General features: G+C 55.5%; 16 protein-coding genes. 13 read left to right on the top strand and 3 right to left on the bottom strand.

Translation table 11 applies throughout. From position 1 onward, the window contains the following. Nucleotides 1-38: 38 nt before the first annotated feature. Genes JCR24_RS13855 through thrB form a run of 3 tightly spaced genes read left to right on the top strand, consistent with a single transcriptional unit; the run spans nt 39 to nt 3,309 of the window. Nucleotides 39-1,337, top strand: coding sequence for a homoserine dehydrogenase (locus tag JCR24_RS13855; protein ID WP_011232434.1), 1,299 nt, complete (start codon nt 39-41; stop codon nt 1,335-1,337). Then, nucleotides 1,337-2,398, top strand: coding sequence for a threonine synthase (gene thrC, locus JCR24_RS13850; protein ID WP_021321785.1), 1,062 nt, complete (start codon nt 1,337-1,339; stop codon nt 2,396-2,398). Before JCR24_RS13855 ends, thrC begins: the two co-directional genes overlap by 1 nt. After that, nucleotides 2,395-3,309: a homoserine kinase gene (thrB, locus tag JCR24_RS13845; RefSeq protein WP_238980824.1), complete on the top strand. Its 915-nt coding sequence runs from the start codon at nt 2,395-2,397 to the stop codon at nt 3,307-3,309. Before thrC ends, thrB begins: the two co-directional genes overlap by 4 nt. Before the next feature lie 236 nt (nt 3,310-3,545). On the opposite strand, the gene JCR24_RS13840 is transcribed toward thrB, so the two are convergent. Beyond that, nucleotides 3,546-3,788, bottom strand: coding sequence for a NifU family protein (locus JCR24_RS13840; protein WP_011232431.1), 243 nt, complete (start codon nt 3,786-3,788; stop codon nt 3,546-3,548). 84 nt (nt 3,789-3,872) lie between these two features. Between JCR24_RS13840 and JCR24_RS13835 the strand changes: the two genes are divergently transcribed. Continuing rightward, nucleotides 3,873-4,226 (top strand): YuzD family protein, encoded by a 354-nt coding sequence (locus JCR24_RS13835; RefSeq protein WP_015375727.1) that lies wholly within the window; start codon nt 3,873-3,875, stop codon nt 4,224-4,226. Nucleotides 4,227-4,264: 38 nt separating this feature from the next. Here the strand turns inward: JCR24_RS13835 and JCR24_RS13830 are convergent, their stop codons facing one another. Continuing rightward, complete coding sequence (locus JCR24_RS13830; RefSeq protein WP_011232429.1) at nt 4,265-5,335, bottom strand: NAD(P)/FAD-dependent oxidoreductase; 1,071 nt, start codon at nt 5,333-5,335, stop codon at nt 4,265-4,267. A 171-nt stretch (nt 5,336-5,506) separates the two neighbouring features. On the opposite strand from JCR24_RS13830, the gene JCR24_RS13825 reads away from it, so the two are divergent. The 4 genes from JCR24_RS13825 (at nt 5,507) to JCR24_RS13810 (ending at nt 7,793) form a co-directional block, all read left to right on the top strand. Next, on the top strand, nt 5,507-5,746 hold the full coding sequence (locus JCR24_RS13825) for a YuzB family protein (RefSeq protein ID WP_011232428.1): 240 nt from the start codon (nt 5,507-5,509) through the stop codon (nt 5,744-5,746). Nucleotides 5,747-5,879: 133 nt separating this feature from the next. After that, nucleotides 5,880-6,752, top strand: coding sequence for a diaminopimelate epimerase (gene dapF / locus JCR24_RS13820; protein ID WP_238980823.1), 873 nt, complete (start codon nt 5,880-5,882; stop codon nt 6,750-6,752). Nucleotides 6,753-6,903: 151 nt separating this feature from the next. Further along, entirely contained in the window at nt 6,904-7,269 is a 366-nt protein-coding gene (locus tag JCR24_RS13815) for a HesB/IscA family protein (protein ID WP_011232426.1), read from the top strand. Between the two features lie 221 nt (nt 7,270-7,490). Then, a complete protein-coding gene (locus JCR24_RS13810; RefSeq protein WP_011232425.1) occupies nt 7,491-7,793 on the top strand; it encodes a LapA family protein in 303 nt (100 codons plus the stop codon). 161 nt (nt 7,794-7,954) lie between these two features. Here the strand turns inward: JCR24_RS13810 and JCR24_RS13805 are convergent, their stop codons facing one another. Then, nucleotides 7,955-8,953 (bottom strand): NAD(P)/FAD-dependent oxidoreductase, encoded by a 999-nt coding sequence (locus tag JCR24_RS13805; protein WP_011232424.1) that lies wholly within the window; start codon nt 8,951-8,953, stop codon nt 7,955-7,957. 276 nt (nt 8,954-9,229) lie between these two features. Here JCR24_RS13805 and JCR24_RS13800 point away from each other — a divergent pair, with 276 nt between their 5' ends. The 5 genes from JCR24_RS13800 (at nt 9,230) to JCR24_RS13780 (ending at nt 12,653) form a co-directional block, all read left to right on the top strand. Continuing rightward, complete coding sequence (locus JCR24_RS13800) at nt 9,230-10,453, top strand: NAD(P)/FAD-dependent oxidoreductase (protein ID WP_238980836.1); 1,224 nt, start codon at nt 9,230-9,232, stop codon at nt 10,451-10,453. Between the two features lie 119 nt (nt 10,454-10,572). Then, nucleotides 10,573-11,076: an NUDIX domain-containing protein gene (locus JCR24_RS13795; protein ID WP_238980822.1), complete on the top strand. Its 504-nt coding sequence runs from the start codon at nt 10,573-10,575 to the stop codon at nt 11,074-11,076. Nucleotides 11,077-11,199: 123 nt separating this feature from the next. Beyond that, nucleotides 11,200-11,337 (top strand): YuiA family protein, encoded by a 138-nt coding sequence (locus JCR24_RS13790; protein WP_013144343.1) that lies wholly within the window; start codon nt 11,200-11,202, stop codon nt 11,335-11,337. A 126-nt stretch (nt 11,338-11,463) separates the two neighbouring features. Continuing rightward, a complete protein-coding gene (locus tag JCR24_RS13785; RefSeq protein WP_014196657.1) occupies nt 11,464-11,787 on the top strand; it encodes a YuiB family protein in 324 nt (107 codons plus the stop codon). Between the two features lie 227 nt (nt 11,788-12,014). Next, on the top strand, nt 12,015-12,653 hold the full coding sequence (locus JCR24_RS13780; protein WP_305054825.1) for a 3D domain-containing protein: 639 nt from the start codon (nt 12,015-12,017) through the stop codon (nt 12,651-12,653). Nucleotides 12,654-12,725 lie beyond the last annotated feature (72 nt).

Below are 12,725 nucleotides of genomic sequence, written 5' to 3'. Positions count from 1 at the left end.
CAAATGTCTACTGTACGTAAACAGAAGGGGCGGGAATCATGGAAAAACCAATTTTGGTCGGATTGTTAGGATTAGGAACGGTCGGGAGCGGCGTGGTCAAAATTATTGAAAACCATCAGGAAAAGTTGATGCATCAAGTCGGGTGCCCGGTGAAGGTGAAAAAAATCCTTGTCCGGGATGTACAGAAACCGCGTGATGTCGCCGTTGACCCGTCGCTCCTTACGACGAGTGCGGCTGAGGTGATTGACGATCCAGACATTGATGTCATCATCGAAGTGATGGGCGGCATTGAGGAGACAAAAGAGCTGCTATTGCGGGCGCTGCGCCAAGGGAAGCATGTCGTGACCGCCAATAAAGACTTAATGGCCGTCTACGGGTCGGAGCTGCTTCGGGTGGCGGCGGAATACCGCTGCGATTTGTTTTATGAAGCGAGCGTCGCCGGCGGCATTCCGATTTTGCGCAGCTTGGTTGACGGCTTGGCGTCGGACCGGATTACGAAGCTCATGGGCATTGTGAACGGGACGACGAACTACATTTTGACGAAAATGTCGCAAAACGGTGCTTCCTATGAGGACGTGCTCGCTGAAGCGCAGGCGCTCGGGTTTGCGGAAGCCGATCCGACGTCAGACGTCGAAGGGCTGGATGCGGCGCGGAAAATGGCGATTTTGGCCCGCCTTGGCTTTTCCATGGACATCGACTTGGACGATGTGCAAGTGAAAGGCATCACTCAAGTGACGGAGGAAGACTTGAACTACGGGAAGCGGCTCGGCTACACGATGAAATTGATCGGCATCGCCCAGCGCGACGGGCAGAAGGTCGAGGTGAGCGTCCAGCCGACGTTTTTGCCGGATTCGCATCCGTTGGCGTCCGTGCACAACGAATACAATGCGGTGTACGTATACGGCGAAGCGGTCGGAGAGACGATGTTTTACGGGCCGGGGGCCGGGAGCTTGCCGACGGCGACGGCGGTTGTCTCCGACTTGGTCGCGGTGATGAAAAATATGCGCCTTGGCGTCAACGGCCGCTATGCCGTCGCGCCGCAATATGAAAAGCAGTTGAAGACGCCGGCGGAAATTTTCTCGAAATACTTTTTGCGCATTCATGTCAAAGACCAGGTCGGCGCGTTTGCCAAAATTACGACGCTGTTTTCCGAGCGCGGGGTGAGCTTTGAGAAAATTTTGCAATTGCCGCTGAAAGAGGATGGCCTAGCGGAAATCGTCATCGTTACGCATGACGCCTCGCAGCAAGACTACGAAGACATTTTGCAGCAGCTCGGCGATTTGGAAATCGTCGAACGGGTGCAAAGCTCGTATCGAGTGGAAGGAGAGAAACGGTAATGGCATGGAAAGGACTGCTTGACGCCTACGGCGATTTTTTGCCGCTCTCTGCGGCGACGCCGAGGCTGTCGCTTTGCGAAGGGAATACGCCGCTCATCCCGCTGCCGCGCTTGTCGGAGGAGCTCGGCATTGCGCTCTATGTCAAGGTCGAAGGGGCGAACCCGACCGGTTCGTTTAAAGACCGCGGCATGGTGATGGCGGTGGCCAAGGCGAAAGAGGAAGGAAGCCATACGATCATCTGCGCCTCAACCGGCAATACATCGGCTTCAGCGGCCGCCTACGCGGCGCGCGCCGGCATGCGCTGCCTCGTCGTCGTTCCGAACGGCAAGATCGCCCTCGGCAAGTTGGCGCAAGCCGCCATGTACGGCGCGGAAATTTTTGCGATTGACGGCAACTTTGACGAGGCGCTGAAGATGGTGCGCCGGTTGAGCGAAACGGCGCCGATTACGCTCGTCAACTCGGTCAATCCGTACCGGATCGAAGGGCAAAAAACGGCGGCGTTTGAAGTGTGCGACCAGCTTGGGCGCGCCCCGGACGTGCTCGCCATTCCAGTCGGCAACGCCGGCAACATCACCGCCTATTGGAAAGGGTTTAAGGAGTACCATGAAGCGAAAGGAACGGGCCTGCCGCAAATGCGCGGCTTTGAAGCGGAAGGAGCGGCGGCGATCGTCCGCAACCGGGTGATTGAACAGCCGGAGACGGTGGCGACCGCGATCCGCATCGGCAATCCGGCGAGCTGGGACAAAGCGGTCGAGGCGGCGAGCGAGTCGCGCGGGAAAATTGATGAGGTGAGCGACGCAGAAATTTTGGCCGCCTACAAGCGGCTCGCCCGGACGGAAGGCGTTTTTGCCGAACCGGCGTCATGCGCGGCGATCGCCGGGGTGATCAAGCAGCGCGAACGGAACGAAATCGAACGCGGCAGCCTCGTCGTCGCGGTTCTCACTGGCAACGGATTGAAAGACCCGGCCATCGCCTTGGAGACCGCGGCGATCGAACCGATCGTGCTGCCGAACGATGAACAAGTTGTCTTGGAGCATTTGCAAGGGGTTGTCCGGGCATGAAAGAAGACGAGATGTTGAAGATCGTCGTGCCGGGAAGCACGGCGAACCTAGGGCCCGGGTTTGACTCGATCGGGCTCGCGATCAATCGCTATTTGACGCTTGACGTCCGCTTGGCGGATGCGTGGTCGTTTGCGCCGAAAACGGCGGAAGTGAGCGGCATTCCGCGCGGGACGGACAATTTGGTGTATCAAGTGGCGGCGGAGACGGCGCACGTTTACGGCCGCCGGCTGCCGAGCTGTGCAGTCGATGTGTACAGCGACATTCCGTTTACGCGCGGGCTCGGGAGCAGCGCGGCGGCGGTCGTCGCCGGCATTGAGCTCGCCGACGCGCTGATTGGGCTTCAGTTGCCGCGCGAGCAAAAGATGGAATTGGCGACCCGATACGAAGGACATCCGGACAATGTCGGCGCCTCGTTGTACGGGGGGCTTGTCATCGGCTGCTGCCGCGAGGCGGGCGTGGATGTCGTCCATATTCCACAATTGGATGTGGAGCTTGTCGCTATTATTCCGGAGTATGAACTGGAAACGAAAAAAGCGCGCGGGCAGCTGCCGGAACAATGGCCGAGAGAGCGGGCGGTCGAGGCGAGCGCCGTCAGCAACGTTCTCGTCGCCGCGTTGCTCACGAAAAACTGGGAGCTTGCCGGCCGGATGATGGCCGCCGATTTGTTCCATCAGCCGTATCGGAGACAGCTCGTTCCGGAACTCGAGCGGGCGGAGGCGCTCGCTCTTGAATACGGAGCGATCGGTGCGGCGCTGAGCGGAGCGGGGCCGACGGTGCTCGTCTTTGCCGAACCGGGCCAAGGAGAGCGGCTCGCGCGCCGGCTGCGCCCGCATTTTCCGACGTGCGAAATCGCGCGTCTTTCCGTCGAGCCGCGCGGCAGCCGCGTCTACAAGCTGGCGCTTGAAGCTTGAACCTTCTTGGGCGCCGGCGCGAACAGAAGTCCGTTCAGCGGCCTGGCCGTTTCGCCGCCGCGCTTGGGAGCGGGCGAAAGATATGACGGTTTTCCTTGCACAATTGGAAGGAAACGAAAACGGAGAAGCGCCCGATCAGGCGGGTTGTGGCTGCCCATCACCAGCCTTCCCGTCGGCTCGCCGCCCCGCTGGCGATAAAAAAATCCGAACAGCGGCCGCTGTTCGGATTTTTCATATTAAAACACTTGTTCCACTTCGACGACGCCCGGCACTTCTTCAAACAAGGCGCGCTCAATTCCGGCTTTGAGCGTAATCGTCGAGCTCGGGCAGCTGCCGCACGCGCCGAGGAGGCGAAGTTTCACGACGCCGTCTTCGACATCGACGAGTTCGCAGTCGCCGCCGTCGCGAAGCAGGAACGGACGCAGTTTATCTAAAACTTCTTGCACTTGTTCTTTGATTTCTTGATCCGTCATTTCCATCGACTCCTTTCCTTAGTTTTTATTATAATCATAGTGACAAAAAAAATCTAATGATAAATTTTGCTTTTGCAAAGGGTGACAACGATGACATTCAAGCCGGTTGAAATTTGTGTGTACGGGGCCGACGTCATTTGCCCGGCATGCGTGCAGCTGCCGTCGTCGAAAGAAACGTACGAGTGGCTCGAGGCCGCGCTGCGCCGCAAGTATCCGGATCAGCCGTTTGTGATGACGTACGTCGACATTTTTGCGCCGCCGGCCGATGACGAGGAGAAGCGGGAGCTCGCGCAGACGATCGTCGAAGAAGATTGGGTGTATCCGGTCGTGGTGATCGAAGGAAACGTCGTCGCCGAAGGCAACCCGCGGCTCAAGGCGATTTGTGCAGAAATGGAAAAATTCGGGTATCAACCGTCGGCGCCGGAAGGGAAAAAGGCGGAATGAACTCCGCCTTTTTCGCCGAATAAGGGCCAGTTGTGCTGTCAGTACCCATGGTGATGCTTGTACATCCACAAAATGCCTGATTTCAACAAACGCGGCACCCGGCCGGTGAGCGGGCGGTCGGCGAGCAAGCCGAAGCCGTGCTTTTTGCCGAGCGAGCCGAGAATGCCTTTTAATTTGATCGGCGGGAATTCGCTCGGTGGTTCTTCGCCGTTCCACCGCTTTTGCAGCACTTGGACGATTTGCTCGGCTTGCGCTTCAGCGAGCTGGGCGCTCGGGGAATGCGGCAGGCTCGCACAGTCGCCGACGACGTAGGCGTTTTCATAGCCGGGGATGTGATGGCGCTTCGTCAGCACGACGCGGCCTTGCTTGTCCTTTTCGACATTCAGTTCGCGGACGACGCGGTTGGGCTGAATGCCGGCCGTCCAGACGATGACGTCGCACTTGACCGGCTCGTCGTGGTTGTACAAGACGCCAGGTTCGACTTTCGTGACGTTGGAGTTGCGGACGATTTCCACCTTGTGTTCAACGAACCATCCTTCCACATAATCGCTCAACCGTTTCGGAAACATCGGCAAAATGCGCTCACCGCGGTCAAACAGCTTGATGTGCAAGTCCGGACGGCTCTCCGCCAGTTCGCTGGCCAGCTCGACGCCGCTCAATCCCGCGCCGACGATGCCGACCGTCGCTTTCGGCGGCAAATTGTTCAGCGCTTCATAGGCGGCGCGCGCCTTATCGATCGACTGGATGCTGTACGTATGCGCCTCGGCGCCCGGCACCCCGTGGTATTTGTCTTCGCAGCCCAATCCGATCACGACATCATCGTAGCGGACGCTGCTCCCATCCTTTAAATGGACGAGCTGCTGGTCGAGATCAATCGAGACGACTTCGCCGAATTGGTACACAAGCTGCGGATGTTCCGGAAACGGGACGCGGATGTGATGGTCGCTGACCGTTCCCGCGGCCAAGGCGTAATATTCCGTTTTTAAACAATGGTACGGAACGCGGTCGATGAGGATAATATGAATGTCGTTTGGCAATTCGTCCGGGAGGAGGCGCTGCAAAATGCGCATATTGCCGTATCCTCCGCCAAGCAATACAAGTTGTCTCATCGTGAAAAATCCCCTTTTGTCGAGTTTCTAAAGCCGACAATGCCATAGAAAAGTATAACGAAATTGTGACAAAAGAACAATCATTTTTCCGCTTCCTCGATCGAACGAGCATGTTCATTGACGCCGCGCCGGAAAACCGCTACGATGGGAAGCAGGAAGGTGAACATGCGCATGATGTTGCCAATCATCGAATTTTGCATCAGCAACTTAGCCAGCGGGTCGTACAAAGCAATGGAAATGTTGGAAAAGGATCCGAACTTGGACATCATTGAATACAGTTGCTTAAGCTATTGCACACGCTGCGCGGAAACGCTGTTTGCGCTCGTCAACGGCGAGTTTGTCAGCGGCGAAACGCCTGAGCAGCTCGTGGAAAATATTTATCGGCATCTCGAGGAAAACCCAATGTTTTAACGAAAAAAGGAGGATGTCCGCGATGCGGCATCCTCTTCAATGTATAATGAAAAAACGGGGGATATTCCCATTGTGCCCAGGAGATGCCGCCATTATACATGCGAAGCGCAAAAAATGTTCAGGAGGGAGTCATGTGCGTTCTTTTTCGTTTACGAAAATGCATGGATTGGGTAATAGCTACATATACGTTGATCTGTTCCGGGAAACATTGCCCGAGGAGGAGCTGCCGGCGATCGCCCGCAGCGTCGCCGATGTCCACACAGGCATCGGCTCCGATGGCTTGATTCTCATTTGTCCATCGGAGAAAGCGCCAGTCAAAATGCGCATTTTTAACAGCGATGGCTCGGAAGGGAAAAACTGCGGCAACGGCTTGCGCTGCGTGGCGAAATACGCGTACGAGCACGGCATCGTCCGCGACCGCACCTTTTTGATTGAAACGCTCTCCGGGCTTGTCGAAGCCCGTGTTGCAGTAGCAGATGGCGAAGTGACAAGCGTGACGGTCGATATGGGCGAGCCGCGCCTTGAGCGGAGCGCCATTCCGATGCTTGGTCCGGAAGCGGAGCGGGTCGTCGCCGAGCCGTTTGCCATCGGCGGGGCGGAATATGAAATCACGGCCGTCTCGATGGGCAATCCGCACGTCATCTTTTACGTCGACGACATCCGCCGTGCGCCGGTGACGACGCTTGGCCCGCTCGTGGAAAAGGACCCGCGCTTTCCGGAAGGGGTGAACGTCGAGTTTGTCGAAGTGGTGAACGAGCGCGAGCTTCATTTCCGCGTCTGGGAGCGCGGCTCCGGCGTGACGCAGGCGTGCGGGACCGGAGCGTGCGCGGCGGTCGTCGCTTCCGTGTTAAACGGCAAAACGGCGCGCGGGGAGGAAACGGTCGTCCATTTGGCCGGCGGCGATTTAACGATCGTATGGGGGCACGACGGGCGCGTGCGCATGACCGGTCCGGCGGAGACCGTGTGCACCGGCGTTTATTACTACCGAGGCGGGCGGAACGGTTGAGCATCGAAAGGCAAAGACGGTATACTATGAAGTAAGATCGGAATCATTCAAGGGATTCGCCCCATCTGAGCCGTCGGGTGAAAGCGGGCGAACCTGTCGAAAAACGGCCAAGTTGTTTGGCCAGTGTCAACCGTTAAAGGAGGGATCATGGATGGCAGAGGCAGTTATTACGCTGACAGAAGCGGCAGCGTTTCAAATCAAAGATATGATGAAAGAGCAGGAAGAAGAGGGCGCGTACTTGCGCGTCGGCGTCCATGGCGGCGGCTGTAGCGGGTTGTCGTACGGCATGGGCTTTGACCATGAGCGGCGTGAGGATGACATCGAATTTGAGCAGCACGGCATCAAAATTTTGGTGGACCGCGACAGCGCGCCGATTTTGCGCGGAACGGTCATCGACTATAAACAGTCGCTGCTTGGCGGCGGGTTTACGATCAACAATCCGAACGCCATTGCGACATGCGGCTGCGGCTCCTCGTTCCGCACAGCGACCAATGCCGGCACGCCGGAGCAATGCTAAGCAGGCGGGGTGACGTCCATCTGCCTGGCAGAGGCAAACGGCCTGCCTTGCCGTGATCGTCGGGCTCTTGAGAAGGCCGGTTTTCGCCGCACGGCCGGTTGAAAACGCGGGCGTGTACCGACTGGCGAAATGTTGGAAGGGTGGTCTTTCCCTCACGAAATTGGGGAAAACGGCCGCGCTCCAACATCGGCCTTTTCGGGAGCGCCAAAGGAGGAGAAACGATGAAAGGACAAATCAATGTCATCTTGGCGCTTGTCTTGGCGCTCATTGTGGCGCTGCTGGCGGTGGCGAATGTCGAGCAGGTGACGATCCATTATTTAGTCGGCGAAACCCGCTTGCCGCTCATTATCGTCATTTTAGGTTCGGCCGTCCTTGGCGGCCTTGTCGTCGGCATGCTCGGATGGGTGCGTTTGTTCAGCCTGCGCCGGCAGGTGAAGCTGCTCGAGAGAGAGCGGGAGGAATGGACGAAAAACAAGGCTGGGAATACTGATGGCGAGTCGGTTTCGCTGGAGCGAGAGGGATGAGGCATGAGCATGGCGCCCCCAACAAAGAGGGGCGCCTTTTGCTTGAAAAACGGGTGTGGACGGGGCGGGCTATATGAATGGCTCCAATCAGTCGGGATGCGGCGTTAAGGCGAAATGCCGAGCGCCCCTTCGCTTCCGCTTGTTTTCCCGACGGAGCGCCATTAAAACAGCGATGTCGAGTGCGCCGGCTGCATCCGCGCCGTCGGGTCGATGTACGTTTTGGCGCTGCTGATGGCGATCGGCGCTTCGCCAAAGCCGCAGGCGATCAGCTTGATTTTCCCGTCGTACGTGCAAATGTCGCCCGCCGCATACACGCCGGGGATGTTCGTTTCCATCCGCGAGTTGACTTTGATCGCATTTTTTTCGATGTCAAGCCCCCAGTTTTTGATGGGGCCAAGCGAAGAAATAAAGCCGTAGTTGACAATGACGGCGTCGACATCGATCGTTTCTTTCGTTCCTTCTTTCACATGCTCGAGGATGACTTGGCGGATGGCGTGTTCATCGCCGACGAGTTCAACGGGCACAAACGGCGTTTTCACTTGCACGCTGGACTTCTTGAGCTGCTCGACGCTATGTTCATGGGCGCGGAATTTGTCGCGGCGATGCACAATCGTGACGCTTTGGGCGATCGGTTCGAGCATGAGCGACCAGTCAACAGCCGAGTCGCCGCCGCCGCAGACGAGCACGCGCTTTCCGGAAAACTGCCCCAAGTCGTTGATGAAGTAATGCAAGTTTTTTCCTTCATAGCGGGAAGCGCTTTCGATTTCGAGCCGACGCGGCTGAAAGGCGCCGTTTCCGGCGGTGATGATGACCGTTTTCGAATAATGGATTTGTTGATTGGTGACGAGTTTAAACGTTCCGTCCTCCTGCTTTTCGAGCGTGTCGACCGACTCGTTCAGGCAGACGGTCGGCGAAAATAGGTCCATCTGCTCTTTCAGCTGGTTGACAAGCTCTTGGGCGCGCACTTTCGGAAATCCGGCGACATCATATATGTATTTTTCCGGATATAACGCGGCCAGCTGCCCTCCAAGCTGCGGAAGGCTTTCGATAATTTTGACTTTCATTTGCCGCAAGCCGCCGTAAAACGCGGCAAACATCCCGGTCGGCCCGCCGCCGATAATGGTGACATCGTAGACGTTGCGATCTTCTTTCACCGACATCCCTCCCTGCGCGAAGTCATGGCATTACAAGTTTATCTTACCATAAATGGGCGTGGTTATAACGATCCTTTTTGTTGGACGAACAGAAAAAAAAACTTGAAAAGGGAAAGAAAAAGGACTAATATGTTTTGTGGAGAGATTGTTAATTTTTTGTGACAGTCCCTCGACATTTTTTTGGCGGTTAACGTGAATTATTTCACAAACTTCGCTCAATAAAAACGGGGGCGGCCGCAAAAGCTATAACAAATGAATGAGAAAAAATGAAAAAGGGTGGAAGTGATCCAGGTGAGAAAACCAAACGTTGTCATTTTAGGCGCTGGCTATGGCGGGTTGATGACGACCGTTCGCCTGCAAAAGCTCATCGGCGTGAACGAAGCGAACATTACGCTCGTAAACAAGCACGATTACCATTATGAGACGACATGGCTTCATGAGGCATCGGCTGGGACGCTGCATCATGACCGCGTTCGCTATCCGATCAGCGATGTCATCGACCGGAACAAAGTGAAATTCATCCAAGATACGGTGACGAAAATCATTCCAAACGAAAAGAAAGTGCTGCTTGAAAACGGCGAGCTGACGTACGATTATCTCGTCATTGCCCTTGGGTTTGAATCAGAAACGTTCGGCATCAAAGGGTTGAAGGAATACGCATTTTCGATCGCCAATGTCGACGCCGCGCGGCAAATCCGCGAACATATCGAGTACCAGTTTGCGACGTACAACGCAGAAGAGGAAAAGAAAGAGGAGCGATTGACGATCGTCGTCGGCGGGGCGGGATTTACCGGCATTGAATTTTTAGGCGAGCTCGCCAACCGGATGCCGGAGCTGTGCCGCGAGTATGACATCGACCCGCACAAAGTGCGCATTATTTGCGTGGAGGCGGCGCCAACGGCGTTGCCGGGCTTCGATCCGGAGCTCGTCGAGTACGCGGTCAGCCAGCTTGAGCGCAAAGGAGTCGAGTTTCGAATCGACACGGCGATTAAGGAATGCACGCCGGATGGCATCATTGTCGCTAAAGGTGATGATGTCGAGGAAATTAAAGCCGGCACGGTCATTTGGGCGGCCGGCGTGCGCGGCAGCCGCGTCATCGAGGAATCTGGGTTTGAAGCGGCGCGGGCGCGCATTAAAGTGGACCCGTACTTGCGTGTCCCGGGGCATGAAAACATTTTCGTCGTCGGCGACTGTTCGCTCGTGATTGATGAAGAAACGAACCGCCCGTATCCGCCGACGGCGCAAATCGCCATGCAAGAAGGCCAGCTGTGCGCGAAAAACTTGGCGGTGCTCATCCGTGGACAAGGGGAGCTGGAGCCGTTTAAGCCGGATATTAAAGGGACGGTTTGCTCGCTCGGCCATGATGACGCCATCGGCGTCGTGTTCGGCAAAAAGCTGTGGGGCGCCAAAGCGAGCTTCATGAAAAAAGTGATTGACAACCGCGCCCTGTATTTGATCGGCGGTTCGTCGCTTGTGATGAAAAAAGGCAAATTTAAATTTTTCTAATCGATTCAAAAAGCTCCCGTGATGGCGGGAGCTTTTTGTATGGCAACGAAACAGGGATCCGCCGCTCGATTGTCGAAATACAAACGGTGCATAACGATAGGGAGAAAAGGATGAGGACGATGGACAACAAACGAGGAAACGTTTGGATTGCGGCGGCCGGACTGGTCATAAACGAGAATGGGGAATGGCTCGTTGTCAAGAAAAAATACAGCGGGCTAAAAGGCAAATGGTCGCTGCCGGCCGGGTTCGTCCAGCCGGGGGAAATGCTCGATGAGGCGGTGGTTCGGGAAGTGAAGGAAGAAACGGGGATCGACGCCGAACCGGTCGCGCTTCTTGGCTTGCGCACCGGCGTCATCGCTGGGGAGATCAGCGACAATATGGCGATTTTTCTGTTGCGCCCGCTCTCGCGCGACATCGTCGTGCAGACGGATGAGCTGTATGCCGCCGCGTTTTTAAGCAAAACGGCGCTTCAGAATGATCCGAACACATCAGGCTTGCTTCGCTATTTGTTGGCGCTCGAGCCGCTTGATTCCCTTTCGCTGCATGATGGACTCAATCCCGGCGATCCGTTCGGCTACACGAAATACCGCCTTTACTTCGAATCATCGAAATTGAAAGAATAGTCAAGAAAATAAAAGCGATCGAAAGATGTATCCGCTTACACGGACGAAAATGGGGGAGAATCGCCGTTTGTTTTTACAGAAAATTTTGATATATTAACAAAAAAGAAACGGAGGGGAACATCGATGACAAAAACATGGACCATAAACGACTGCCCGTACTGCGAGGGGCATGGATACGTTCAGCTGCTTTTGGGCGGATCGGAAACGTGCTACAGTTGCCAAGGAACCGGAAGCGATGGCGAAGAGGATGACGACCATTGACGTTCGTCTGAGGATATGAAACATCGTTTGGAAACAATCAGGCGATCATAAAGAAGAGAACGAACATTGACGGTCATCCGCCCGATCCAGTACACTGAAAACGGGTGTACGGGAGGTGAAGGGCGGATGCAAATGAGTTTGCCGGTTGTTTTGATTTCGATGGTTTTATTTTTTGTGTTGTTTTTTGGCATTGGGTTTTTGGTGAATATGTTGCTGCGCATGACATGGATTACAGCGGTCTGCTTTCCGTTGATTGCGGTTTTCATTATTGATGATGTGCCGTTGACGCGCTATTTCACCGCACCGTCCGAGGCGTTCGCCGCGCTCGGCCGGAAAATCACTTCGCTGGCGGCGGCGGATCTGTTGATTTTGTCAAGCGGATTTGCCGGCGCTCTTTGCGCCGGATGGGCGATCCGCACGCTGCGGGCGAAAGGGTATCAAATGTTTTAGAGCGTCTCTGCCTTGGGCAGGGGCGTTTTTTTTGTGAACAGCGCTGATGAGCGCCCGAGCGGATCACAACGTCGGTTCGTGTATGTTTTTGGCAAAACGCACAAGCTTTGCGCTCGGGTTTCACAATGAGGTTGTTCATGGACGGTTTTTTCGTTTTTTGTCTCATTCGCAATGAATATTTCGATTTTGGATGGAGATAAATAGAGGTGTGAGAGGAGTTGAGAGCATTGAATGGGTTTAGGCAGTTCGTGCGCCGAACCGCGATGACGCTGCTGTTTTTGGCGGCGCTCTTTGCGACATTCGAGTCCGTTTCCGGGGTTGACGCGAAGACGGTTCTCCATCCCTTTCCGAGCGCTTTATCGATGGATCATCAGCCCGTCTGGGGAATGAAAGAGCTCGCGAAAAACGGGGGCCGCTCCGTTTTGCGGCTTGAGGATCATTTTGACTGGTCAAAATATCCTTCCGTTGAAGTGGTCGCCACCGGCTATACAGCCGGCATTGAATCGACCGGGAAAACGCCCGATCACCCTGAGTATGGCATCACGTACTCCGGCGTCCGCGTCAAGCGCGACCTTTATTCGACGATTGCCGCGGATTTAACTGTGTTTCCGATCGGCACGATTTTGTTCATCCCCGGATACGGGTTCGGCGTCGTCGCCGACAAAGGCGGGGCGATCAAAGGCCATCGCATTGACTTATACTATGAAACAGTCGAAGATGTATATAAATATTGGGGAAAACGAAAAGTCAATGTCTATATCGTGCAAAAAGGCGATGGCAAGCTGTCAGAAGAAGAGTTGAAGCGGCTGAACGAAGATGAAACGATGCAAGTGTTTCGTCAACCAGGCGTGTTGATTATCCAATAAAATCCAAAGGGTATAGAAAAAAGAGCACCTTTCCTGTAGAATGTGAGTAGCGACACAAACAAACCCAGGAGG

Origin of the sequence: Geobacillus sp. YHL (assembly GCF_022341265.1) — a bacterium.
GTDB lineage: Bacteria > Bacillota > Bacilli > Bacillales > Anoxybacillaceae > Geobacillus > Geobacillus thermoleovorans.
This window is presented reverse-complemented; position numbering and strand designations above follow the sequence as displayed.

What these genes read in the sequence shown, in the direction of transcription:
- JCR24_RS13825 (WP_011232428.1), top strand. Translation starts at nt 5,507, where the DNA reads ATGATGTTGCCAATCATCGAATTTTGCATCAGCAACTTAGCCAGCGGG.
- JCR24_RS13795 (WP_238980822.1), top strand. Translation starts at nt 10,573, where the DNA reads ATGGACAACAAACGAGGAAACGTTTGGATTGCGGCGGCCGGACTGGTC.
- JCR24_RS13855 (WP_011232434.1), top strand. Translation starts at nt 39, where the DNA reads ATGGAAAAACCAATTTTGGTCGGATTGTTAGGATTAGGAACGGTCGGG.
- JCR24_RS13805 (WP_011232424.1), bottom strand. Translation starts at nt 8,953, where the DNA reads ATGTCGGTGAAAGAAGATCGCAACGTCTACGATGTCACCATTATCGGC.
- JCR24_RS13840 (WP_011232431.1), bottom strand. Translation starts at nt 3,788, where the DNA reads ATGGAAATGACGGATCAAGAAATCAAAGAACAAGTGCAAGAAGTTTTA.
- thrC (WP_021321785.1), top strand. Translation starts at nt 1,337, where the DNA reads ATGGCATGGAAAGGACTGCTTGACGCCTACGGCGATTTTTTGCCGCTC.
- JCR24_RS13830 (WP_011232429.1), bottom strand. Translation starts at nt 5,335, where the DNA reads ATGAGACAACTTGTATTGCTTGGCGGAGGATACGGCAATATGCGCATT.
- JCR24_RS13810 (WP_011232425.1), top strand. Translation starts at nt 7,491, where the DNA reads ATGAAAGGACAAATCAATGTCATCTTGGCGCTTGTCTTGGCGCTCATT.
- JCR24_RS13790 (WP_013144343.1), top strand. Translation starts at nt 11,200, where the DNA reads ATGACAAAAACATGGACCATAAACGACTGCCCGTACTGCGAGGGGCAT.
- JCR24_RS13815 (WP_011232426.1), top strand. Translation starts at nt 6,904, where the DNA reads ATGGCAGAGGCAGTTATTACGCTGACAGAAGCGGCAGCGTTTCAAATC.
- JCR24_RS13835 (WP_015375727.1), top strand. Translation starts at nt 3,873, where the DNA reads ATGACATTCAAGCCGGTTGAAATTTGTGTGTACGGGGCCGACGTCATT.
- JCR24_RS13785 (WP_014196657.1), top strand. Translation starts at nt 11,464, where the DNA reads ATGCAAATGAGTTTGCCGGTTGTTTTGATTTCGATGGTTTTATTTTTT.
- thrB (WP_238980824.1), top strand. Translation starts at nt 2,395, where the DNA reads ATGAAAGAAGACGAGATGTTGAAGATCGTCGTGCCGGGAAGCACGGCG.